At 34.5% G+C, this 25,593-nt stretch carries 16 protein-coding genes; 13 read left to right on the forward strand and 3 right to left on the reverse strand.

What is annotated here, in order from left to right; translation table 11 throughout:
- Positions 1–184: 184 nt before the first annotated feature.
- Genes EAH81_RS24085 through EAH81_RS24090 form a run of 3 tightly spaced genes read right to left on the reverse strand, consistent with a single transcriptional unit; the run spans position 185 to position 2,714 of the window.
- Positions 185–961 carry a ThuA domain-containing protein gene (locus EAH81_RS24085; RefSeq protein WP_140511558.1) on the reverse strand — a complete coding sequence of 259 codons (777 nt, stop codon included), beginning with the start codon at positions 959–961 and terminating at the stop codon, positions 185–187.
- 13 nt (positions 962–974) lie between these two features.
- Entirely contained in the window at positions 975–1,328 is a 354-nt protein-coding gene (locus EAH81_RS27775; protein WP_206669112.1) for a glycoside hydrolase family 9 protein, read from the reverse strand.
- 45 nt (positions 1,329–1,373) lie between these two features.
- Positions 1,374–2,714 carry a glycoside hydrolase family 9 protein gene (locus EAH81_RS24090; RefSeq protein WP_206669111.1) on the reverse strand — a complete coding sequence of 447 codons (1,341 nt, stop codon included), beginning with the start codon at positions 2,712–2,714 and terminating at the stop codon, positions 1,374–1,376.
- A gap of 678 nt (positions 2,715–3,392) precedes the next feature.
- Here EAH81_RS24090 and EAH81_RS24095 point away from each other — a divergent pair.
- The 13 genes from EAH81_RS24095 (at position 3,393) to EAH81_RS24155 (ending at position 25,555) form a co-directional block, all read left to right on the forward strand.
- Entirely contained in the window at positions 3,393–5,327 is a 1,935-nt protein-coding gene (locus tag EAH81_RS24095; RefSeq protein ID WP_140511559.1) for an oleate hydratase, read from the forward strand.
- 349 nt (positions 5,328–5,676) lie between these two features.
- Positions 5,677–6,780: a fatty acid desaturase family protein gene (locus EAH81_RS24100; RefSeq protein WP_140511560.1), complete on the forward strand. Its 1,104-nt coding sequence runs from the start codon at positions 5,677–5,679 to the stop codon at positions 6,778–6,780.
- Positions 6,781–7,328: 548 nt separating this feature from the next.
- Positions 7,329–8,030: an outer membrane beta-barrel protein gene (locus EAH81_RS24105; RefSeq protein ID WP_140511561.1), complete on the forward strand. Its 702-nt coding sequence runs from the start codon at positions 7,329–7,331 to the stop codon at positions 8,028–8,030.
- A 14-nt stretch (positions 8,031–8,044) separates the two neighbouring features.
- The gene (locus EAH81_RS24110; protein ID WP_140511562.1) at positions 8,045–8,776 is read left to right on the forward strand and encodes an outer membrane beta-barrel protein; all 732 of its coding nucleotides are present in this window, start codon (positions 8,045–8,047) and stop codon (positions 8,774–8,776) included.
- 31 nt (positions 8,777–8,807) lie between these two features.
- A complete protein-coding gene (locus EAH81_RS24115) occupies positions 8,808–10,775 on the forward strand; it encodes a T9SS type A sorting domain-containing protein (RefSeq protein ID WP_140511563.1) in 1,968 nt (655 codons plus the stop codon).
- 199 nt (positions 10,776–10,974) lie between these two features.
- Positions 10,975–20,826, forward strand: coding sequence for a SpvB/TcaC N-terminal domain-containing protein (locus EAH81_RS24120; RefSeq protein ID WP_140511564.1), 9,852 nt, complete (start codon positions 10,975–10,977; stop codon positions 20,824–20,826).
- A 28-nt stretch (positions 20,827–20,854) separates the two neighbouring features.
- The gene (locus EAH81_RS24125) at positions 20,855–21,472 is read left to right on the forward strand and encodes a hypothetical protein (RefSeq protein WP_140511565.1); all 618 of its coding nucleotides are present in this window, start codon (positions 20,855–20,857) and stop codon (positions 21,470–21,472) included.
- A gap of 178 nt (positions 21,473–21,650) precedes the next feature.
- Positions 21,651–21,875 (forward strand): RHS repeat domain-containing protein, encoded by a 225-nt coding sequence (locus tag EAH81_RS24130; RefSeq protein WP_140511566.1) that lies wholly within the window; start codon positions 21,651–21,653, stop codon positions 21,873–21,875.
- 137 nt (positions 21,876–22,012) lie between these two features.
- Positions 22,013–22,495, forward strand: a complete 483-nt coding sequence (locus tag EAH81_RS24135) for a hypothetical protein (RefSeq protein WP_140511567.1) — start codon at positions 22,013–22,015, stop codon at positions 22,493–22,495.
- 66 nt (positions 22,496–22,561) lie between these two features.
- Positions 22,562–23,044: a hypothetical protein gene (locus EAH81_RS24140; protein ID WP_140511568.1), complete on the forward strand. Its 483-nt coding sequence runs from the start codon at positions 22,562–22,564 to the stop codon at positions 23,042–23,044.
- 32 nt (positions 23,045–23,076) lie between these two features.
- Positions 23,077–23,958: an RHS repeat-associated core domain-containing protein gene (locus EAH81_RS24145; RefSeq protein WP_241676648.1), complete on the forward strand. Its 882-nt coding sequence runs from the start codon at positions 23,077–23,079 to the stop codon at positions 23,956–23,958.
- Positions 23,951–24,457, forward strand: a complete 507-nt coding sequence (locus tag EAH81_RS24150) for a hypothetical protein (RefSeq protein ID WP_140511570.1) — start codon at positions 23,951–23,953, stop codon at positions 24,455–24,457. Before EAH81_RS24145 ends, EAH81_RS24150 begins: the two co-directional genes overlap by 8 nt.
- Before the next feature lie 201 nt (positions 24,458–24,658).
- Entirely contained in the window at positions 24,659–25,555 is an 897-nt protein-coding gene (locus EAH81_RS24155; RefSeq protein WP_140511571.1) for a hypothetical protein, read from the forward strand.
- Positions 25,556–25,593: the final 38 nt, after the last annotated feature.

Genomic DNA, 25,593 nt, shown 5'->3' on the forward strand with positions numbered 1-25,593 from the left:
CCGATTTTAGATCTTCCGAAAGATTTATTCTCCAAAGTCCCGATCCCGAAACGTCGGGATGGGATAGATTTTTCCTTAACTTAATGACATTAAGCTTCAAGACTATATGTTAAAATAAATATCCAATGGATTTGATAATATTTAAAAGTATAAAGTTGATTTAATACATTTCAGTTAAAAAAAATCATTTTTTACCAGCAGCCCAAAAAATAGAATTTCTTAAAAGAGTTGTATAAGCTTCATTCTGAAACAATTCAGGCGCATGTCCCATAAAAATATATACATTTCGGGTCGCAAAATGCTCATTCGTCCAAATCACGGGATGATCACCCATTTTAATTTTTGAAACAGGTTCATAAGTTGATTCATCGACAGAAGCTAAAACATGAACATTTTGTCGGGGACTTTTGTCATAAACATACCATTCTTCCTTTTCTATAAAAAAAATTGAAGGAACTCCTTTTAGTACAGGATGAGATTTATCTTCAAGATTTACCTGCGCTTTTGCAAAAGTCGGAATATAATCTACAAACCGAATTCCGCCCATAAAGTCAGAAAACCATTGCCACATTGGGTAACCGTCAAACTCACCCAATAAAGTAGCATGATGCAAACCAATCCAACCGCCTTTGCCATTGTTCATGTATTTTTCAAAAGCTTTCATAGATTCGGCACTCCAGGTATATGGAGGATAATCCAGCTGTATAAAAACCTGATATTTTTTTAAAAGAGCATCATTAATGGTTTTTGTATTTTCGATATAATCAATTGTAAAACTACTGTCAATTGCCAGTTTGTTGAGCCAGGGTTTAGCAGCTTTGGTAAAAGGCAAATGATGTCCGCCGTTTTCATATAAAACCAAAGCTTTGAATTTTGATTTTTTTGGTTTCTGAGCCAGACATTCTCCCTGAAAGAAACAAGTCGTTATTAATAAACAGATTATTATTCGGAAGTTTTTCATTGATTTCACTTGATTATTTATTTGCTGCCAAAGCAGTAATTGCCTGTAAAAACCAAGCGGAATGCGGAATCCATTGTTCTGTCCAGCGCCATTCGTCATTACCTTCAACATCCATATTAAAATCGATTCCGGAACCGTCTCCATTTCCTTCTTTACCCGTAATACCATTTGAAATACCACCTTTCTCTGAACCATGACCATAATTAGAATGCATATAAGGCACGTTGGTTTGTCCAAACCCATACATAAAACATACAGAATAAGGATTACAGCCTAATATCCAGGATAATTGTTGTGAAGCATATAAATCAAGCGGTTTTTTTGCGGTATCATTTTTTTGAGAATATATGATTCTTCCGCCTTCTATGGCTGCAGTTGCAAGTGATGCTAATCTTGCATTTTCGCCTTGCCACTACCAACCGGTTTCATTATCATGCGGAATAAAAAAGCCATCTTTTACTTGATCCTTATATAAAAAACTTTGTCTGGCATAACCAAACGGATTTTCTACAGTATTGGTAACTGCGATATTATAATCCAATGCTTTTTTTATCACATTTGTTGCGGCTGTTTTTTCCTTGCTATCCGTTTCTTTTTTCAGATATCTTACCAATGCAACCACGGGCAAACCAGCATCGGCAGCATGCCAAAACGGACGATTTCCGTCATTGCTTCTAAACCATCCCTGATCTGTCATTCTGTTTTCAAGATGATGCGCCCATTTTCTTGCTTCATCTTTGTAGAAATTGTCATTGGTAGCAATCCATAATTCGGTTGCCGCCATTAAAGCACAATAATCGTCTATGATATTTTCTTTTCCGTCATCGTCATATTTTGTGTTATTTAGCAAGAGATGTGCATAAGCTCGTTTTGCACCATCCAGATATTGTTTGGATGTAAATTCTCCATTTTTCTTCCATTGCGAAATTCGGGCAAGAGCTGCAATCGCCATTCCTCCGCCTTCTCTAAAAGCACACTGATATTCGTTTGTAGTTACACTATTGGCTTTAAGCCCAACGATTCTTCTGGCAGCAGGATCTTTATCGAAATAGCTAAAAACAATCATATAGAAATAATCCTGATCAGAAAGGCAACGCATCATGTAATCGGCACCCCAAAGTGCTTCATTATCCAATGAATCTTTTATTTTCCATTGTGTTAGTTGTTTTGAAATCGTTTCTGAGGTATTAATAAGCGACCACGTAACCAAAGGAGTTTGTTGTGGCGATACAAAATTGGCATAAGCCAAATGCGAAAAGTATTTACTCACATCGCCGGAAGCATCACACCAACCACCATGTACATCGACTCTTTTGGTATTGCCATACAACAGCATATTTTTATCGGCATTTAGTTCTTCAGGAGTATTGGCTCTTTGCTTATTATAATAATGAACGATCGACGAAATAGTGCGTTTTGCCAATATGTTTTCTTCAATTGCAAAAGTGGCAGAAGTATAGATTTGATCCGCAATATTGAAAGTGATTTTATAACTTCCGGCTTTCTGAAAAGAAGAAAAATCTGCTCTGTAGAATGTTTGTCCAAGATTCCAGTCGACAATATTTTGAGCTTTTCCAACTGCTGCTGTAAATACTGTTTTATTAGAAATAGCATCAATAATATTAAATGTTGAATTAGGAGGAAGATTTCGTTCAACACCAATAACTGCGATTTTCGAACCCGTGGTGTCAAAGCCAATTTGATTTACATAAATAATAGGTTTGCTATAAGCAATAAAAGAAAAAAGGAGCATTATTAGGCATGCTGATTGTCTACAGGATTTTAGCATAGTATAAATTTCTATAAGAATGATTTAGATTTTAACTTTTTAGAAGAAGCAAATTACAAAAAAGTAAAATTTTATGGTAGTTTTATTTTTGTAACTGAAGAATTACAAAGTCATTACAATGCGATTGACCTTATAGTATCAGATATAATGGCTTTCATCTAAAAAATTGTGATGTGTATTTGATGTGCTTTTTATCTCGGTCAGATTGAAATGTGCCTTTAGGTACATCATGTTGGTAGAAAACATTGATTATAATGATTTAGCGTGCCGTAGGTACGCAACAAAACGTAACCATTGCGTACCTACAACACGTTAGCAATTTCCCGATCTAATGGATCTACCAATATTATGTACCTAAAGGCACATTTTTTTGATCTACCGATTTGTTACTTACTTACGGTAGCCCATCAAATTTCCCGATTTAATGATCTGCCAATATTTTGTACCTAAAGGCACATTTTTTTTGATCTACTAATATTTATGTACATAACGGCACATTTAAACTCTTGATTTACATCTTTTATTTTAACGTATCATATCTGTCAGAATCCATGTAAATTTTGTGATTTATTAACATTTAGAATCTTACGCACTGCTTAATAATTTAATATCTTTATTGTAAAGTGTAAAAATTGATAAATTATGAGCAACAAGACTTCACAATTCGACAAAATTCTTAATACTTCTTATCAGCATGGAAAAGTAGAGCATGAACCTGATTCCAGTAAAGAAGTTCAACTCAATACTCCGGAAAAAACAATGCCTTTTTCGGATCAAATAGGAAATTATCAACGTAATAAAGGAATTCCGTCAAAATCATTCGACAATAGTAAAGTATATATAGTTGGAAGCGGAATTGCCGGAATGGCGGCGGCTTATTACTTTATCAAAGACGGTCGAATTCCCGGAAAAAATATTATTTTCTTAGATCAGGCACATATTGATGGTGGTTCGTTGGATGGTGCAGGAAATGCTGAGGAAGGATTTATCGTTCGTGGCGGTCGTGAAATGGATATGACTTATGAAAATCTTTGGGATATTTTTCAGGATATACCAGCGCTTGAATTGCCTGAACCTTACAGTGTATTAGACGAATATCGTTTGATAAATGATAATGATCCTAATTTTTCAAAAGCACGATTAATTCATAATAAAGGTACAATTCAGGATTTCAGCACATTTGGTTTACAGAAAAAAGACCAATTGGCGATTGTAAAACTTCTTATGAAGAAAAAAGAAGATCTGGATGATTTGACGATTCAGGATTATTTTAGTGAATCGTTTTTAGCCAGTAATTTTTGGACTTTTTGGCGTACGATGTTTGCTTTCGAAAACTGGCATAGTTTATTAGAATGTAAACTTTATATGCATCGTTTTCTACATGCAATTGACGGGATGAAAGATTTCTCCTGTCTGGTTTTTCCTAAATACAATCAATACGACACTTTTGTTACACCATTGCGAAAATTCCTGGTTGAAAAAGGTGTTGGAATACAATTGAATACTTTGGTAAAAGATCTGGATATGCTTATTAATACCGATGGAAAACTGGTAAAAGGAATCATGACCGTACAAGATGGAAAAGAAGTAGAAATCCCAATAGAAAAAGATGATTTTGTTATCGTAACGACCAGTTCCATGACCGAAGATACTTTTTATGGAGATAATACGAAAGCGCCCATTGTAGAAATTAACAAAAGTGACAGCGGTCAAAGCGACGGTTGGAAATTATGGAAAAACCTGGCAGCAAAGTCAGAAGTATTTGGTAAACCGGAGAAATTTTGCGGTGACATTAAAAAATCCTCTTGGGAATCGGCGACACTTACTTGTAAACCATCTGCTTTTATAGAAAAAGTAAAAGAACTATCCGTAAATGATCCTTACTCAGGGAAAACCGTTACGGGCGGAATTATCACCATTACAGATTCTAATTGGTTGATGAGTTTTACCTGTAACCGTCAGCCTCATTTTCCTACTCAACCAGATGATGTATTGGTAATTTGGGTTTACGCCCTGTTCATGGACAAAGATGGAGATTATATTAAAAAAACAATGCCACAATGTACCGGAAACGAGATTTTGGCCGAATTATGTTATCACTTAGGAATCATCGATCAGTTAGATAATGTGGTAGAAAACACTATCGTAAGAAGTTCATTTATGCCATACATTACTTCGATGTTTATGCCAAGAGCCAAAGGAGACCGACCAAGAGTTATTCCTGAAGGCTGTACAAATTTAGGATTGGTGGGACAATTTGTAGAAACAAATAATGATATTGTTTTTACGATGGAAAGCTCCGTTCGTACCGCACGATTGGCGGTTTACGGATTATTGAATCTCAATAAGCAGGTTCCGGATATTAACCCTTTGCAGTATGATATTCGTCATTTACTAAAAGCGGTGCAATCGCTCAATGATTATCAGTCATTTCCGGGTGAAGGCATCTTGCGAAAAGTATTGAAAGGAACTTATTATGAACATGTTCTAGCAGATAATAAAGAGGAAAAAGAAGAAAATGAATCTTTCTTTATGGAACAATTTGGTAAACTTCAGGTTTGGTTTAAAGGCTTGTAAAATGTCTAAATCAATAATATATTTTTCTAAATGACTATTCATGACGAATATCAAGCCAAAATAATATAAAAAAGTTTGTCGCGAATTTCACAAATTACCCCGAATTATTTTGATTGTAGAGATTAAAATATGCATTAACATTTTCAAAATAAAAATTAGATAAAATTCGAGAAATTCGTGGCAAAAAAACAAACTTGATACTCTTTATGTATTGTCATATTTTCTAAATAGATCAAAAGCCAATCTTAGAATGAGATTTGGCTTTTTTTGTTTTGTGTTAATAGTTTGGTATCCTGTGTTTTAACTTTTTTTAGTAAATTTGCTGTAAGAATTTCTAGCAATACCTGTTATGGAAAAATTAAAACGCCCGGTTTATAGCAAAGCCGGTACTGATGATTTTTTTAAAAAGATGCGCACAGAAGTGAACGAAACCATTTTACAAAACTCATCCTTGTACCAATTCAATATTATTAAGTCTCTGGGACTGGTAATTGTTTTCTTTTTATTTTATTCCTGTATTTTATTGTTTGGAAATAATACATATCTATTATTTCTCTTTTATATTTTGTGCGGGATAACTATGATTGTACTTTTTATAAATGCCTTTCATGATGCCGCTCATGGCGCACTTTTCAAAAAATCAAAACACAACGAATGTTTTATGTACATCCTCGAGTTTTTTGGCGGTAATCATTGGCTTTGGACACGCAGGCATATTCACCTTCATCACGCCTATCCAAACGTTCCCGAATGGGATATCGACATAAAACAGAGCGATATCATCCGAATTTTCCCGAATAGTCCTTTATTTGATTATCACAAATATCAGCATATTTACATGTGGATGATTTATCCGTTTTACAGTTTAAATTGGATTTATATCAGGGATTTTAAAGACTTTTTTGGAAAGAAAGACAACTATGTAAAAAAAGTAGTAGACAAAATTCCGACAGACGAAATCTATAAAATGTTTGCTGCAAAAGTGATTAACCTTTTTTATTTGCTTTTTATTCCAATGTTGTTATTACATCAACCGTGGTATATAGTTTTAGGAAGTTGGTTTGCGATGCATTTATGCGGAAGCATGCTTGGCGTTGTAGCATTAGTTTCTACACATGTTGATGAAGATGCTCATTTTCCGGTAACAGACCAAGACGGAAATCTCTCTGCTACATGGGCAATGCATCAAATGATTGTTACCAAAGATTTTAGTACAGAAAGTAAACTGGCTAATTTTTTATACGGAGGTTTTACGCACCATGTTGCACACCATCTTTTTCCCGGAGTAGGACATACCTATTATCCTTATATTACACCCATAATCCGACGTTATGCTCAGGAATACGATCTTCCGTACACTTCTTATCCTTTTTATCATGCAGTTCGTTCGCATTTTAGAATGTTGAAAAATAAAGGTGTTAAAGAAAATATTATGATGATCGGAGAGATATAAAAAGAAAGTAAAATTTAAATTAAATCCGTTTGATATCGAATGGATTTTTTTTTGCGGTTCACTTATTTGGAATACATTCCGTCCCGACGTTCGATGTCATTAAGCCAAGCTTTTTTTAGACAATTAACACTAAAAAAATCACGCAAAGACGCGAAGTCGCCAAGTTTTTGTCATTTCGACCGAAGGGAGACCCGAGCGATAGCGAACGGAAGTAAATCACACTAGAAACTCCATTCCTAAAATCGCCAATCTTTGTCGAGCTACGTGTGTGATTTACTTCGTCCGTTCGCTATCGCTCGGGTCTCCCTTCGGTCGAAATGACAAGATTGTGATAATTTTTTTATGAATTAGATTCAATGCGTTAAACATTAAACAATTCTAAAAAACAAATCAGCTTGACGATATCTCGATCACTATTTTGTTAATTTTATTGCTTTTCTTTTTTTCTATTGAATTATACGTAATTCGTCGGTTTATATTGCTTTTTGTCGATTTTTTAAGCAATGTTAATTGGATATTAATACATATATTCGCAAAAATTTTTGTGGATGAAAGTAATATTACACTTATTAATATTTGGTTGCTTTTTTAGTGGTGCCCTTTATGGGCAAAATGAGACTAATATTACCTATGGCTTAAAACTTGGCGGACTGTTTTCTAAAATCAGTAATTTGCAGGAAAGTATCAAAGGACGCGATAATACCTTTGATAATAGTGTAATGGAAAGCAAAGGCGCTTATGGATTAGAAGGGGGATTTTTTATGAATTGCAAACTTCACGATACCCGCGTTGCCATTCAGCCTGAGATCTTATTCAGACAATCAGGAGAAACCGTTAATTATCAGGATGCTACAGGCAAAGAATTTGAGTTAGGCTTACATTACTCGTATTTGCAAATTGGAGCCTTGTATAAAGTATATCCTTATGAAGGTCTGAACTTAGGATTTGGAGCATTCTACGGAATCAGTTTATCGGCCAATAACGTTACTTATAAATCTAATGAAGCAGACGGAATGTATGACGTTGCGACCAGACAATTCTATAAAGATGGTTTGGACGGAACAGATGATTTCTCTTTGTGTTTTGCTTTAGGATATGAATTACATCAAAGTATTCATTTCGATTTACGCTACTATCTTGGCGTAAAAGATGTAGTCAAAACTAATTCTTCCTCCTTTCAGTTTATCGAAAATAACAACAAAAGCAGTGTCATTTGTTTCTCGTTAGGCTACAGTTTTCATCAATGGTAATTTCAATAAAAAACATGAAAAAAATTATTATACTTGTACTATTAGTAAGTACAAAATCGCTATTTGCACAAGGTGACAGAGAGATTACTTACGGACTTTTTGCAGGCGGAATTTATTCTAAAATGTCTAATCTTCCGGATGTAATTGTTCCAAAAGGAATTTACGAAGGCTATACTTTTACCGAAGATGGAAAGTTTGGCGGGACGGCAGGTTTGGTTATCAATTGGAAATATCCTTATGCTAAAGTCAGTATTCAAACCGAACTTTCGTATTCCGGACAAAGTACAGATTTAAATTATGAAGACATCAAAGGGCTCAAATATAAAATGAGCTTTGGTTACAGTTATATCAATGTTGGCGCGCAATTTAAATATTATCCAGTCGAAGGGTTTTATATAGGTGCAGGTCCGTACGTAGGATTCAATATTGCGAGTGATAATATAAAATATACTTCAAATGCTCAGGAAGTATTTGGTGGTTCAGGCGCTTATTTTGAGCCTGATGCCAATGTTCAAAAAGTACTGAAAGAATCTTTGACGGGAAAAAATTATTTCTACGGAATGTTATCTGCAGGATACGAATTTAGTTCCAATCTTTCTATTGGAGCGCGCTATACTTTAGGACTTACAGATGCTTTGGCAACCGAAGAAAATGGACATCGCTACAGTGAAAACAATAACAAAATCAATAGTATTTCATTGATTATAGGCTACTCATTTGACTTTGATGACTTAGCAAATTTCTAATCGTTGCCCATCGTTTAAAACCATAGGAATTATGTGTAGAAAGATTTTTATAATAGCTTTTTTGGGAATTTTATTGGCAGGTAATTCCGTTTTTTCTCAAAAGAAAGTTTTACCCGGATTAGTTGAAGAACCACAATTTTGGATAAAATCCAGAAATAGTGGTGATGCTTATTATTGGGAAAGCCTAACAAAAAAGGAAGCCAAAATATCAGAAAAAAAACACAAGGGAGCTGTTTTTAATTTCAATCCAAGTATTGTTTTTGACACCACACAAGATTCTTTGATTTTACCATTAGGATCAGAAAGTAAAAGAAAGCAGACTTTGTTTATGGTTTACAAAGTAAAAGATAGTTTGAAAGAACAATTTTTATGGACCATAAACGATCCTCAAAAAACACTTTCGGTAGCAACCAATAAACGATTAGTCGATTTAAAAAAATACTCCTATCAAACGTATCAGGAAAAAATTAAACCGCACAAAGCCAACATACATTTTTTTCAGCAAAATGTAACTGATAGTGTTGCGAAGTTATCGTCTTTGACTATCGGGCAAAAGTCGAAATTTGATAAGCTTCCGCCGGAAGAATTTAAAGGAAATATAAGTGAAATTCTAGTTTACAATCGAGTTTTATCGGGACTTGAAACTCAAAAAGTAGCCAGTTATTTAGCCATTAAATACGGTATTTCACTTTCGCAATTTGATATCAAAAATTACCTCAATAGTAAAGGTGAAACCATTTGGGATATCGAAAAACATAAAGGATTTGAATCTTCCATTACAGGAATTGGCCGTGATGATTCCAGCGGATTATTGCAGCCCAAAAGCAGTAATATGGCCGAAGAAGGACTTTTGACTATTGAACTTAAAAGCAAATCAGATAAAATTCCGAATAATTATTTTGCTTTTTGGAGTGATAACGGGAAAAATCTTTTAGTTAAAAAACAAGAACAAGGAGAACCAATTGGGATTGCAAGAGAATGGCAATTGGATTTTGCAAATCCTGTAGATTTAAGTCTGGATTGGAATTTTAATCCAAATTTTATAAAAGGAACAGTACCAAAAGATACATATTACTGGTTATTGGTAGATTATTCCGGTAAAGGAACGTATGACGAAAAAGATTCTGAATATGTTCGTTTAGCAAGTACTTCAAGCAAAGAAAAACTGGTTTTGACAGATTTTAACTGGGACAAACAAAAAACAGGTAAAACGAAATTCACACTAAAAGTAGCACCGGAAATGTTCAGCAGAGTCTGGATTACTGAGGCAACTTGTGGAGTTATGGGATCCGGAGAATTAAATTATACGATAGAAGGAGGTCAGGCGCCATTTTCGGTTACGGTTAAAAAAGAAGGAAGTGAAACTGTGGTAAAACAATGGAATCAAGCGGCAAAAAGTACTTCAGGATTGCAGCTTTCATCAGGAACTTACGATTATATCGTGAGGGACGGAAAAGGAAATTTATATTCCGAAACCGTTTTTGTAGCAGATAAACAAGGAACGTTTCCTAATCTTAAACCAAATTATTTGTTGACAGAAGGAAATGCTTTAACACTTGATGCAAGCGCTGGTTTACCAAATGGGAACTACGAATATCAATGGTTTTATGAAGGCGATTTTATCGATAATAATCCAAAAATATTAATAGATCAGCCCGGTAATTATGAATTGAGATTATTGAACGGTCAGGAATGTAAAACGTCAACCAAGATCGCAATTGCAACTGATGGAAAGGAAATTACAGATTCAAGCGTATTGATTTTATATCCAAATCCAACAATAGAGGGTCGTTTTTCTATCGCAATGCAGTTTCCTAAAAAGACAAATGCAACGATTTCTATCTATACTCCAACCGGTTCGCTAATTAAACAAAAACAACTCACGCAAATAGAAACTTATTTGCATGATGAGGTTATTCAAAGTGCAGCAGGAATGTATTTGGTAACTGTGAATTCTGATTTTGGAACTAAAACATTCAAAGTTATTGTGAAAGATTAAAAGATTTAAGAATGAAGATTAACGATTTTAGATTTCAGATTAAAAAATCTGCTTGATCTGCTTGATCTGCTTGATCTGTGAGAGAAACATTTAGCGCAACAAGTAAATCTGCGTGAAAAAATATTTATCAGATAGTAATATAGAACATTTGAAATAATTAAAAATAAATCGATTGCCCTATAATCGATTATCATACTTTATGAAAAATAAAATAATAATACTGGTATTTTTAATAGGTTCTTTTTTGTTCGCAGCCAATTTTGGACCGTACAAAATAGCGTCTTTATTTACCCAAACTACTTCAGAAAAGGAAACGGTTATTTCAAAGACAGATTCAATTGGAATTTATAGCAGCGAAAATAAAACCACAAAATCTTTCAACGCAGATATTGCCGAAGGAATTATTGGTACCAAAGACGAATCGGATATTGATGATGCTTATGATAACGTTTTTCATCTTAAAGTGGATGTTTTGCCATCAAATGAAGAACATGCTTATCTGGAATATGAATTGTACGGTTATGATCAGGCAGCTTCGATTTCGAGAAGTTTAAACAATCAGCCCAGTATTGGAGGACAATTTTTATCACAAAATAAAAACTGGACCAAACAATCCGAATTACTTTCTGAAAAGTCATTGCGAGAAGGCGATAATGTCTTATTATTTACTGCTCCCGAAGGAGTTTTGAACGGATATAAAATTAAAAATGTTCGAATTGTCTACAAATCGGCAAAACCATCATTTCATTATACTTTATTAAAATCAGAAAATAAACTGTACATCAAAGGAGCCAATTTTCCTTCTGAAATTAGAAAAATGAGTATTGGCGGAATTGCTATCGATGTCAATCAGCCTGAATTTGAATTGGTATTAGATGCTGAAACTGCTGGAAAATCTATTTTAGTTACCAAAGAAACTTCGACAGGTATTATCATAAATGAAAGATTAGAAACAAACCAATTTTTGAAAGTAGAGCGTTTCAGAGCAATTGAAAATGCGAAAGAGCGAATCTCAAAAATTGTTGATTTTCAGATCGAAAATAAAGTAGCATACAAAGACTTTCTGGCTGTTTTTCCGGTTGGAGCTTTAAAAAATAACGTAGTAGTTTCCGTAAGGGGATTACGAAAAATCGATGTTGCGCCCTTAAATTCTGCAATGGTAAATGTTACAGGAACAAATGCCGGTTTTAGATTATTGCCACACGGAACTATTTTTGAAAAAGCCGTAACATTATCAATTCCATTTGATAAAAAAGCCATTCCGGAAGGATATACAGAAAAAGATATTAATGTATTTTATTTCGATGAAAATAAAAGATTGTGGCAAGAAGTAACCAAAGATTCCTTAGATATTAAACAAGGAATTATTAAGGCAAAAACAACGCATTTTACGGATTTTATCGCCGGAATTATCAAAATGCCGGAATCTCCGGAAACTTCGGGTTATACACCAACAAGTATTAAAGATCTAAAAGCGGCAAGTCCGTTAGTTGGGATTCAATCCATTGCTCCGCCTTCTGCAAACGGAAGAGGAACGGCAAGTACAGGGTTTTCTGTTTCAATTCCAAACGGAAGAGGAGGAATGCAGCCGTCGCTTAATTTGCAATATGATAGTGATGGCGGTCATAGTTGGGCAGGAATGGGTTGGGATATTTCGGCACCAACAGTAAGTATCGAAACCCGTTGGGGAGCGCCGCGATATGATGCATCAAAAGAAACCGAAACATATTCGATTGCCGGAGAACAATTAATTCCAAATTCGCATAGAGTTGACTGGGTTGGACGAACTACAGACAAACAATTTTACCCAAGACGTGAAGGTGCTTTTCAGCAAATTATCCGTAAAGGATCTTCTCCTAAAAATTATTACTGGGTTGTAAAAGATAAAAGCGGAGTAACAAGTTACTACGGAGGAACGGATTCGGGGCTTTCGTCAGATGGAGTTTTGCAGGATGCCAACGGAAATATTGGGCATTGGGCACTTTGTCTGCAAGTCGATCTAAAAGGAAATACAGTTACTTATGAATATGATAAAAAAGACGGAGAACTGTATCTTAAAAAAATATATTATACCGGTTTTGGAGCTGAAAAAGGAAACTATAGCGTCACTTTCGTAAAAAGTGGAGATCTTGGAGAAACAGTCCGACCAGACGTACAAATTTCGGCACGATTAGGATTCAGACAACTGAACGATCAATTGTTGCGAAAAATAGAAGTACGATATAAAGACGATATGATTCGCAGTTATGAACTGAATTATACTTTGGGAGCTTTTAAGAAAACGTTGCTTAAATCGGTTTCCGAATATGATTCTGAGTCCAAATTGTTTTATACGAATACCTTAGATTATTTTGATGATATTCGTGATGCTTCGGGAAAATACAATCCGTTTGGACCGGAACAAACCTGGAGTGTTCCAAATGATAATCTTAAAAACAGTTCAATTCCGTCATTCAGTGATGTTTTATTTTCAGGAAAGCACTCTTTGGTTAGCAGTTCCGAGGGTTCTACGGCAGGAGTAAGTTATCGTATAGGTGTTGGATTGTCGCTTAATAGCGGAAGTCTGAAAGGATTTACAGTTGGTGGTCATGGTGGAAATAATTGGGGTTCCTCTGATGTTGCTGTGATCTTAGAAGATCTTGACGGAGACGGATTGCCGGATAAAGTGTTTAAAACTAAAGACGGTGTTTATTATAGAAAAAACTTATCCGGAACAGGTCAAAATTCCTTTGGAGATCTGGAAGCCCTTAATATTAGTGATGTTGGATATTCTAAATCAACTTCGTTTAATTGGGGAGTAGATTTGAATTTAAAATATGGAAATATAGGTTACGAAGAACAGCGTTCGACCAATAAAACAAAAGTCTATTTTATGGACTTTAATGGCGACGGTTTAACTGATTTTGTGCGTAATGGACAAGTATACTACAACCGATTGGAAAACGGAATTCCAACTTTTAGAAACAGCAGTACTGGAACTCCATCTCCTGTTTTTGGAGGAGGAAATGTAACGATTCCGGGATTTACAACGATCTCGGCAGCAGAAATAGAAAAACAAAATCCGCTGCACGATGTCGTTCGTATGTGGGAAGCTCCGGCAAAAGGAATTGTTTCGGTTTCGCATGAATATCAACTTTTAGAAGAAACAACGCCGGAACGAATAAAAGCACGTGCCGAATATGTGAATAATGCCGGAACTGATAAAGCAGATGGCGTTCGTTTGTATTTTCAAAAAGGAAACCAATTGATTTGGAATGAAGCTATTGGAGCGACTGATTATTCGGTAAAAACCAAACAAAATACAGCAGTTTCAGTCGAAAAAGGAGAACGATTATATTTCAGGGTCAGCTCTGTAAAAGATGGAAATTTTGATACTGTAAATTGGGACCCAATTATTACCTATTCACAGGTAAAACAATATGACAGAGATAGTAACGGAAATTTAGTAGATAGTGATTTTACGATTGCTTCCGCTTTAAAAGATGTAAATGCTTATTCATTAGCCAAATATCAGGCAAGTACCGATTTCTTTAGCAGTTCTCCTGCCGGAAAAGTAGTTCCTGTTGCCGGAAATGTTTTATTGAATGGAATATTGAATAAGCCCGTTACTTCAGATCATATTAAATTGGTGATTACCAAATATTATCTGGATGGTGCAAATGCTCCCGTAGTTTTATTTGAGAAAACTTTCCTGGCAAATGATGTTGCAACTTTCGATTTGTCGACTGTAAGCTTGCCGGCATTCGAAGACGAAACACAAGTAACTCTGGCATTAGAAACGGAAACGAATATCAATTGGCAAACCATTTCTTTTATACCAACAGTTACTGTACCGGTAATTGCAGGCGGAACACTAGAAGAAGTTCCTCTGGAAGTTTCGCATTTATTATACAATAAAAGAGAAGGAAATTATGCTATTCCGGGTGTCACTTCAACGGTAAACGGAAAAGTAAAACTAAATATATTGCCTGTGGATTTGGTTTTGGCTCCGCCTTTTCCTGCCGGAACTGTCAATACTTATAACGGTGACGTAGTTATATCGGCGAAGCAAAATAATGTTTTATTAGCCCGTAAACGATATAAATTGACAACCGGAACTTTGATAGAAGTTATCAATTCTTTTGATAATGCAATTGATTATCCATTGGCGGTTGCAGGGATTCCAATTCAGTTGGAAGTAACGGTTTCTAATCCGCTGTCGACAAATATTCTTAGAAATTATCCAAAATTAAATGCGTTGAATATTCAGGTTCAGGTGACTGATTTAAAAGATATTGCAGATCTTACAGATGATGTTGTATCAAATAGCACAACCAATGATTTTGCTATTTACAGCCTTTTAAATCCGGACGAAAGAACGTTAGGATTGTATCAGCACAATTGGGGCGGATTTGTTATCAACGGAAATCTGGCTTCAGATACTATAGATCAAACATTGCTAAAACAATCTGATGCTTACAACACAGAACCTGATTTGAATAATACAGATCCCGAAAATTATGACGGAAAAGGATATGAAGTTGCCAATAGTTATTTTGTTTCGCTGAATCCATCTTACGCAAGATCAAAATGGGAAGGTCTGGAAGAAGGAATTTATATAAAAGGGCAAACAATAGGAACTTCTCGATTGGGAGAAGATGATATTGCCGATTATACTGATTTTACTTTGCCAACTTTAACAGGAGGAAGTACTTCGGCGCTTGATATGATTAACGAAAGCAAGAGTAAAAGTATTTCTGCAGGACTTTCTGCCGGTCAGGCAAACATAGGTTACAGTAAATCGATCGATGGAGATTCGTATGTAACGCAAACCATGAGCGATTTTAATGGCGATAGATTTCCGGATTATATCCGTGGAGGAAACGTACAGTTAACGGCTCCTGTTGGATCTGTTTCGGATGAGGTTATCAATATCGGGGATAATTTCAGTCACTCTAAAACAAGTTCAGAAGGACCTAATTTTGGAGGGAGTTATAGCCACGGAGCACCATCAAATTCCTTGAGTGTTACGATTGGAAAAGTAAGTGTTAAAAAAGATTCTGCAAAAGGTACCGCCTCAGACGAAGCTGAAAAAGGTGGAAACAGCATTTCTGTAAGTGCTTCCAAAGGAAAAGGCGAAGACCGCTCGACAATGTTGCACAGTGATATTAATGGAGACGGATTGCCGGATAAAATATCAGAATCAGGAGATGTGTTTCTGAATACAGGATATGGTTTTTTACCTGTCGAAAAATGGAATTTTGATAGTTTAAACAGTGGAACTTCTACAGATTGGAGCGCCGGTTTGGGATATAGTATTAAACAAGGTTCAATTTCCGGAGGTGCCAATTATGCGAGATCTCAGTCTGATAGTGACGAATCTTTTATGGATATTAACGGCGACGGATTGGCTGATAAAATAAAGTATGTTGATGATAAGATGTTGGTTTCGCTGAATTTAGGTGGCTCTTTTGATGCACCAATTGATTATCCGAGATTCGCAGAAATGAATCAAAATAAAGGCGTGAGTTATGGTTTTAATGCCAATGTTTCGATCGATATTAGTATCTGGCTGTTGCGTATTACACCAACAATTGGAGGAAGTAAAGGCTGGAGTACCAATCGTTCTGAAGGGACTTTTACCGATATTGACGGAGACGGAAACCTCGATTATATTATTTCTAAAGATGATGGACATCTTACAGCGCAGCTTTCGAACATCAAAAGAACCAATAAATTAAAAAGCGTTACCAATGCCGCAGGAAATAGTTATGTGGTTGATTATGAATTATTAAAACCTAGCTACGAAAATCCTTCTGCAAAATGGGTGATGAAATCAGTAGATATTTTTGACGGGTACGTAGGTGATGGAATTGATCATTCGATTGCAAAATTCAGATATGAAGATGGATTTCATGATCGTCGCGAAAGAGAATTTTATGGTTTTGGAAAAGTAATTCAGGAACAAATTGACGCGGCAGATAATTCGGTTTTTTCGACAACTGTTCAGGAATTTTACAATCAGGATTATTTCCGTAAAAATCTTTTGAAGCACAGTTATACAAAAGACAAAAACGACAAAATGCGTCAGGAATCAGAAAACGAATATAGTTTTATTGATGTTGATACGCAAACAAGTGTTGCGGTATCTGACTTGAATTTGCCAATATGTGATGCCAAACGTATTTTTGTGGGATTGATTCATGCCAATCAAAAAGTGTACGAAGGCGGCAGCGATTATCTGGAAACGAACACTTTTAATACGTATGATGCCAACGGAAACATCACACAATATGAAGATTTAGGAAACGGAACTGCCGATGATAAAGTAACGGCAACAATTAGCTATTATGAAAGTACAACGCCATATTATGGCGGAATTCCGAAACAATTGGAAGTTTATACAACTGATGGTTTACGCCGTAAAAGAGCAACTTCTATAGATACAACAACTGCCGAAGTTACCCAAATAAAGAATTATAGTGCAGCTGATAAAATTGCACTTACGGATATTGAATATGATACGTATGGAAACCTGCAAAAAATAACCGGACCTGCCAATTACAACGCGCAGCGAATGACATTAGAATATACTTTTGACGAAGATAATCATCAGTATATGACGGCAATAAAAGATGCATTTGGGTATCAGAACAAAATGGAATACGATTATCGTTTTGGTGTTGTATTGAAAAGTACGGATCGTAATGATCAGAGTAATATCATTACACTCGATGCAAAAGGACGTCCGGCAACTATAGTAGCACCTTATGAAATCGCCTCAGGAAAACCATATACAATTGCATATGAATATTTTCCGGAAGCCAAAGTTCCGTATGCAAAAACCAAAAATTACGATCCGGAATTAGACAAGGATATTGAGACTTTTACTTATACAGATGGTTTGGGAAGAGCTTTGCAGGTTAAGAAAACTGCCAGTTTATTTACCCAAGCCGGAAGTCCGGATCAGGAAGCACAAATTGTTTCGGGGAAGGTTATTTATGATGGATTAGGACGACAAACAACCAGCTATTATCCAACAACGACAACAACTGTAGATAATAATTTTAGTACAGCATTATCAACAGTAACACCAACCACAACGGAATATGATGAGGTTGGACGTGCTGTAAAAGTGACTTTGCCGGATGGAAGCAGTAATACAACCGCTTTTGCATTAGAAGATTATGATGGAGTTCCGGCATTGCATACTACACAAACCGATGCATTAAATAAAACAAGTGAAACTTACACAGATGCAACAGGTCAGAATATGGCAAGCAAACAAAATGATTTGCTCACCAAGTTTGAAACCAATGCTTTGGGCGAAACCATAAAAGTGACGGATGCGATGGATCATATTACCAAAAGCAGTTATGACTGGTTGGGTCGACGCATCGAGTTTACACATCCGGATGCAGGAACTACAACTTTACAATACGATTTGGCAGGTAATTTGACTTCACGCATTACGCAAGACATCAAAAATACGGTACCAAATGGTGGAGCAATACAATACGAGTATAATTTTAATAGACTAGAGTCTATAAAATACCCTAAAAACCCGCAAAATAATGTACAGTACAATTATGGCAAAGCCGATGGAACTGCATCACGTAGAGGCAGGCTTTGGTTTGTGCAGGACGCGAGCGGAGGACAGGAATTTTTCTATGGAAAACTGGGCGAAGTCGAAAAAGAAATACGTACGCTTCGTATCACGCCAACAGATGTACAGACTTATATTTCGCAATTCGAATACGATACCTGGAACAGAATCCAGAAAATGACGTATCCTGATGGCGAAGTGGTAGATTATACCTATAACCGAGCCGGAAATCTGCAAAGTATGCAAGGCAAGAAAGAAAGCCATACGTATGATTATATCAAACAATTGAGTTATGACGAATTCGAACAGCGCAAGTATTTAAAGTACGGTAACGGAACCGAAACCAATTATACTTATGACGATGTGTTGCGCAGATTGCAGCAATTGCAGGTAAAAAGCGGAGCAAGACAAGTTATGAACAACAGTTATAGTTATGATTTGGTTGGAAATGTATTAGGAATTAAAAACACGGCCCCAATCGTAAACAATACTTTGGGCGGAACTTCGAATCATGAATACCAATACGATGATTTTTACCGATTAAAATCGGCAAAAGCGACGTATCAGGGCGAGTTTACCAAAGCAAGTTATGAGCTGAATATGAGCTACAATAAAATGCATAATATTACCAATAAAAATTTGGTACATACCGTAAACAATGTGCAGAAAGGATATGTTTTAGATTATAATTATGATAATGAATTGCATCCTAACGCACCAAATAAAATTGTAGAAACCGGAAAACAGGAACCGCGACAATATGCCTACGATGGGAACGGAAACCCAACTAGTTATACTGAAGAAAAGAGTTTCAGAAAAATGACATGGGACGAAGAAAATCGTTTAATGGGAATCAATGACAACGGTAGAATTCACCAATATACCTATGATGCGAGTGGAGAAAGAGTAATCAAAAGTTCCGGTGATTCTCAAAACGTAGCTATTAATGGCGAAACTGCGGCGACTATAGTTCATACAGATGATTATACAGGTTATGTTTCTCCGTATTTTGTAATAAGCAAAGGAAAGTTTACCAAACATTATTTTGAAGGCGCGGGACGTATCGTAAGTAAATTAGGTAACGGAACTTTTGCTCAGCCATTAGGCATCACAGCCGGAGGAGTAAATTATACCAAACTTACTGCCGAACAACAAAAGGCTTTAGATGCTTATGTAAAAAGTTTAGGTTTACCTCCGGGTCCGCCAACACAACAAGGAATTTATGGTACGCCGGAGTTTACAGGTGATCCTTACCCAAGCGGAGTTCTAAAACCAGTGGAGGAAAATCAGGAACCACCGGAAGGATGGCCACGTAACCCAATTTTTAATGCTCCGGGAGATGTTCCCGGACCGCCAGTTCAATTTGGACCTCCAATCGAACCTACAACGGTAAAAGCAGGAGAAGGTTTCACAGGTATTGGTATGCCAGAAAATGACATTTTTTACTTTCATCCGGATCATTTAGGAAGTACTTCGTATATTACCACAAGAAATGGAAGCATAAGTCAACACGTGGAGTATATAGCTTTTGGAGAGGTTTTGTTTGAAGAGCATTCGAGTTCGTTTTCTTCTCCTTATTTGTTTAATGGGAAGGAATTAGATAGGGAAACGAATTTGAGTTATTATGGGGCTAGGTATTTGGACATGAAGACTTCGCTTTGGTTGAATGTTGATCCAAAAGCAGAAAAATACCCTGATATAGGTTCGTATGTTTTTGTAGCAAATAATCCTATTAACGCTATTGATCCAAATGGAGAGGATATAGTTTTCTTTAATACTCAAGGTGCTGAAATTCATCGTATAAAGAATGATAAAGTATTTGAAACATATGTTTCTAATAATAGAGGTTCAATATATCCGGGGACATCTCCATTTGGAGCTTTTGTTCAAGTGCCTATGCCTAAAACGATACAGACTTATACAGATGGCAATGGTAATACTAAAAATACAACAGGTTCTAAGTATCAGAAATATGATTACATGATAGCGGCACTTACATATATTTTTAATCAAAATAAAGAAATGGACATTGTACCAACAACTGGTGGTAAAATGTTATCAGATGCATCAAGTAAAGTTCCTGAGTTAGATCCAACAATTGTAAAAGGGATAATTATGGAAGAAACTGTTATGGGAAGTGGTAAAAGTGGAGGAAGTAATGATCCAACTCAAGATATAATGCAATCAAATGTCTATTATAGCTCAACAAGTAATGATTGGAATTCTGATAAAAAGCAATTCGGATTAACCAAAGGTGGTGGAGCTACTCCAGCACAAAGTATCAAAGCTGGTATTGGTATTTTATTCCAGAAAGGTTTGAGAGATCCGGATAATGGAGGACTTACTCAAACAAAAAATTGGTTTGGAGGAGAACAATGGGAAAATGCAATTAGAGATTATAATGGTTCAAAAAGAAAAGAAGATTATAAAGAAGATGTAATAAAAATGGTTAATGAAGCTCAATAAGTGTATAATAAAAATTAAATAAGAAACTATGTTTAATATTAAAGCAAATTTACTTTTGATTCTATTTGCTATTATTTATGGCTGTAATTTTTTTCAAGAAAAAAGTATAAAAATAAATAATACAAAAAATCAAGTAGTTAAAAATGAATTTATTGAGAAATCAATAGATATAAGAAACGTAACAGATAGTGTTTTGCATTATATGTATCCTGATTCAAGCCAGATTTTTTTTAAGGAGGAAAAAAGTTTTTTTTCAGTATATAAATATTTAAAAAATAATAGTGATAGAATATATTACGAAGTTTTGAAAAGTGAATTTGAATTAAATGATTCCGAATGTAGTAGTAGATTTAAAAAAGAAGATTCACAATTAATTCCTCATGGAATTGATCTTGAATTAGCTGTTTTTAGTGATGGTAGTATTAAGTACAATAGTTATCCAGGTACAAAAAAAGTTCTATTTCTTAATAAAAAAAGTAATCTTGTTTCATTATATCTTTCTGATAGTTTAGTAATTAAAGATGATAAAACAATAAATATTTATATTAACATTAGAGATAAGGTTTTCATTTCGGAATATAAATATGATTCAAGTAATCAACTTTTTATAAAAAAAAGCGAAAAATTATTTAAAGAAATAAAATAACCAAACTGAATTCTTTCAATTACCGCAAGTATCTTGCTCATAAACGCAAAGAATATTGACAAAGAATAGAACAAAAGTAAAAACCTCACTGCACTGTATAGCGAGGTTTTTTTATAGGTTTAAGATTGTCTTATTCTTGTTATAAACAAAGTTTTAAAGTAACTCTATCTCGCAACAAATGGAGTATATCGCTTTTGGAGAGGTTTTGTTTGAAGAGCATTCGAGTTCGTTTTCTTCTCCTTATTTGTTTAATGGGAAGGAATTGGATAGGGAGACGAATTTGAGTTATTATGGGGCGAGGTATTATGAGAATAAATATAATATTTGGTATGCCGTCGATCCACTTGCTGAAAAAATGCCAAACTATGGAGGATATGTTTTTAGTTTTAATAATCCGATGTGATTCATTGATCCTGATGGACGTATGGCAGGACCAGGTGATGGTTTAGGTCCTGGAGGTGCACCTCCAGGAGAAGTAGTTGCAAAAAAACTACAACTATATATCTGAAACCAAATGAGAATGGAAAAGGAATTCAAGTAATGGCGCCAGATGGTAAGTATCATAATTTTGATTCAAAACTTAATAAGTATACATATTCTGATGGCAAATCGCATAATGGTCAGCAGAAAAAAGCAGGAGTGTGGTCTGTTACCAATAAGGAGGGAAATTTCATGTGGAATAATGCAAAAGGAGAATTTGTATTAAATACTTCGGATAGAGGCGCTGCTCAAAATTCATTTCCCGGATTAGGTAATGTAGGGACTACATATGCTGGTGGAGATAATCCTAAAAATGGAAGAAATCCTATTAAATATGATTATTCACAACCGCCACAAAATATTGCGGATTTTGGTGGGTTTTTACATGATAAAGCATATGATTCAAGTGGATTAGAAGGTGTTGGTGGAGTAATATCTCCTCAATCGACGAAAGCAAATAGATTACTTATTGATATGAGTAAGCAAATTCAAGCAATGTATAAAAATAAAGCAATAGATCCTTTTACTGGAGCACCTGTATAAGATGACAAATGATGCTGCTGTAAATATGGTTAAAGCATTTGAAATAATTGAAATAGGTAAATAATTATGAAAAAATATTTATTAATAGGAGTTTTAAGTTTGAATCTTTTGATTTCTTGTAATTTAGGATTTTCAGGAACGTTAGGAGGAGGAAATGTCTACAGATTTGATTGCGATAAAAATCAATTAAATTTTTACCTGGATAGTATTGAAAAGAATAATGTTTCTTTGAGGATTCCAGAAGACTGGAAAATGTATGACGATTGGGACGAAACAGGATATAGTTTTTTACAAGGGAAGATTTTTTATATTAATGAAAAAAATGTTAATGTAGAAGAAATGTATTATGTCTCAGTTATTCCTCCACTTGAAAAAACTACTACTGCAGGAGTTTCAATTAGATCAGTTTTTCGTGCAAAAGAATATTTATTAGGATGGAAAACTTTTGAAGATTTACCGAGATCAGAAAAAAAGGAAATTGAAGAACGGTTTAAAAATAGAGTATTAAGTCAATTGCCTTTAAAAATATTATCGGTTGAAGAAAAATAGGGTAGTGTTTATCCGGTTCTATCTCGCAGCATGTGGAGTATATCGCTTTTGGAGAGGTTTTGTTTGAAGAGCATTCGAGTTCGTTTTCTTCTCCTTATTTGTTTAATGGGAAGGAATTAGATAGGGAAACGAATTTGAGTTATTATGGGGCTAGGTATTTGGACATGAAGACTTCGATTTGGTTGAATGTTGATCCTCTGGCGGAGAAAATGCAAAATATGGGAGCTTATGTGTACGCTTTTAATAGTCCTCTGACCGTTATTGATCCAGATGGTAAAGAAGGGATTGTCGTTTCAGGTCAACCAGGACCACATAAAAACAGAGAACATTTTTTAGTTAATGGATTGGATAGGGTTAAAGGTGCTTTAAAACATCGACAATCAAAATCAGAAAAGGTTACTTGGCTAGTTTATAGTGATGGGTCAAAAGAAAATGGATATACTAAGGAAACACTAGCAAAGTATGAAAAATTAGCAAATAAAGCTGGTGTGACAATGAAAGTTGTGTCTGATACTGATGAAATTATTGATTATGTAAATAATAAAACAGGAGGTAATTCAAGAGAAAATGATAAAATAACTAGCTTTTATTATGTTGGACATGCTACTCCTGGAGATTTAGATGCAGGATATACTGGTGGTTTGTTTGGACAAGATTTTGATGCAAAAGATTTGAAAAGTAAAGCTTTTGCAAAAGGATCGTGGGTAAATGTTACAGCAGCTTGTAGAACTGCAGTAGGTGGAATTATTGAGGACAGTGTTGTTGATCAATTTAGTAAAAAATTAGATGCGACATCAACTGTGAATGGATCTAATGTAAGAACACAATTTGATGGAGGTGTTAGGACAGATAGTGATTTATTAAAAGCAAATAAAGGAGAGCAAATAGTTAAAAAAGGGAAAAAAGATGATTAAGAAATTTTTTATTGTGTTGCTTATAGTTGTATTTTTTTATTGTATGTATAAGCCGTTCGTAATCCAATTAAAGGGTAGTGAAACAGTTAGTTCTTTTAATTTAAAAACGGGTTCTGTTTTTAAATTAAAAGATTTTATAAAAGTGGATAAAATAAAAAAATGTAAAGTTTATTTAGTCTTGAACAACGAAGAAGTTGATAATTTAAATATTGATATTCCAAAATGGAATATATTAAAATGTGAAGATGAGAAAGTAATAGTTAATTTACTTAATTCGGAATTGAGTTATATAGGAGCTGATGTCTCTACAATACAAAGTAAGATTTATATATATTCTAAAAATAAGTTGATTTTTGAAAGTGAAATATCTTTAGATAAAAATTCAATAGGTTTACAAAATAGGGATTTGGGTTGGGTAAAGCCTTTACAAGATAAAGATTTTATAAATGTTTTTAGTCAGTTTAAGCGTTATAATTTACCTGTTTTAATTATTTGGTAAATTAGAAATTATATTTTTAAACTAGTACTAGCATACCGCTTGTGAACTCAAAGAATATAGGCAAAGAATAGAATAAACACAAAAGCCTCACTGAAGCGAGGCTTTTTTTATGTGTTTAGGATATTGTCTTATTTTAATATAAATAAAGTTTCAAAGTGCCTTTTTAGTAAGTGTATGATATAAATTAAAAAACAAAAAAATATGAGAATTTGTTTAAAGTATGTCCCTATTGTACTTTGTTTATTTGTAATAAGTTGTAAACAAGTAAATAGAAATGTTACGTTTTTTAAAGATACAAAAGCTTATGATTTAGCTAAAGCTGTTGAAAAAGAAGATTTAAATAAAGTAGAAAGCTTAGTCAAAAGCGATATAAAACTATTGGAAGTAATCGATCCTGTTTCAGGCTCTAATGTTTTAAGTTTAGCATTGACACTTGAAAATTTCGAATGCTTTAAGAAATTATTGGCATTAGGAGCTAATCCAAATTTCATTAACCCTATTACTAAACGAAGTGTTTTAATAGATGCGTGTACTTTTTACAGTAAACCAGAACCTTACACTATTGATTTAAGATATATTAGATTATTATTAGAGAAAGGAGCTAATCCAAATTACATTGTAGAAAATGATTTTACAGATAAAGAAGGAAATTATCACATGGCTACTTCTGCAATTCATGAAGCTAGTGCATTAGATCTGACAATGGTTAAAATCTTAATAAAAGCAGGAGCGAATCCTTATAAAAAATTGGAACAAAATCAAAGTCCTCCTTTTTCAAGTGCTTTAAAAGGATTTAAGAATAAATTCGAGATAACAAATTACTATATTGATAGTTTAAATGTTGATATTAATGAACCAATATCAATTAATGTACAAATGCCGTCTAATAAAGTGGTTAAGTTTTATATTCAAGATGAGGTCGTAAATAAGTACCTATTAGCAAAAATAAAAGGAGATACTCTAGAAATTAATAAGTTAAAAAAAGAGAATAAAGAGATTGAAAAGGCTAATTCTGAAGGATGGAAATTTATTCTAAAACTTGAAAAGTTAGGAATTGATTTTAAAAATTATGAATATAAAAATAATGATTACGAATGATATTGGTTATTTCATCATAACAAAATTTCAAATTGCTT

It is taken from the genome of Flavobacterium pectinovorum (genome assembly GCF_006438875.1).
GTDB lineage: Bacteria > Bacteroidota > Bacteroidia > Flavobacteriales > Flavobacteriaceae > Flavobacterium > Flavobacterium pectinovorum_A.

What these genes read in the sequence shown, in the direction of transcription:
- EAH81_RS24150 (WP_140511570.1), top strand. Translation starts at nt 23,951, where the DNA reads ATGATTAAGAAATTTTTTATTGTGTTGCTTATAGTTGTATTTTTTTAT.
- EAH81_RS24120 (WP_140511564.1), top strand. Translation starts at nt 10,975, where the DNA reads ATGAAAAATAAAATAATAATACTGGTATTTTTAATAGGTTCTTTTTTG.
- EAH81_RS24140 (WP_140511568.1), top strand. Translation starts at nt 22,562, where the DNA reads ATGAAAAAATATTTATTAATAGGAGTTTTAAGTTTGAATCTTTTGATT.
- EAH81_RS24095 (WP_140511559.1), top strand. Translation starts at nt 3,393, where the DNA reads ATGAGCAACAAGACTTCACAATTCGACAAAATTCTTAATACTTCTTAT.
- EAH81_RS24100 (WP_140511560.1), top strand. Translation starts at nt 5,677, where the DNA reads ATGGAAAAATTAAAACGCCCGGTTTATAGCAAAGCCGGTACTGATGAT.
- EAH81_RS24090 (WP_206669111.1), bottom strand. Translation starts at nt 2,714, where the DNA reads ATGCTCCTTTTTTCTTTTATTGCTTATAGCAAACCTATTATTTATGTA.
- EAH81_RS24130 (WP_140511566.1), top strand. Translation starts at nt 21,651, where the DNA reads ATGGAGTATATCGCTTTTGGAGAGGTTTTGTTTGAAGAGCATTCGAGT.
- EAH81_RS24115 (WP_140511563.1), top strand. Translation starts at nt 8,808, where the DNA reads ATGTGTAGAAAGATTTTTATAATAGCTTTTTTGGGAATTTTATTGGCA.
- EAH81_RS24135 (WP_140511567.1), top strand. Translation starts at nt 22,013, where the DNA reads ATGGCGCCAGATGGTAAGTATCATAATTTTGATTCAAAACTTAATAAG.
- EAH81_RS24105 (WP_140511561.1), top strand. Translation starts at nt 7,329, where the DNA reads ATGAAAGTAATATTACACTTATTAATATTTGGTTGCTTTTTTAGTGGT.
- EAH81_RS24110 (WP_140511562.1), top strand. Translation starts at nt 8,045, where the DNA reads ATGAAAAAAATTATTATACTTGTACTATTAGTAAGTACAAAATCGCTA.
- EAH81_RS24155 (WP_140511571.1), top strand. Translation starts at nt 24,659, where the DNA reads ATGAGAATTTGTTTAAAGTATGTCCCTATTGTACTTTGTTTATTTGTA.
- EAH81_RS24085 (WP_140511558.1), bottom strand. Translation starts at nt 961, where the DNA reads ATGAAAAACTTCCGAATAATAATCTGTTTATTAATAACGACTTGTTTC.
- EAH81_RS24125 (WP_140511565.1), top strand. Translation starts at nt 20,855, where the DNA reads ATGTTTAATATTAAAGCAAATTTACTTTTGATTCTATTTGCTATTATT.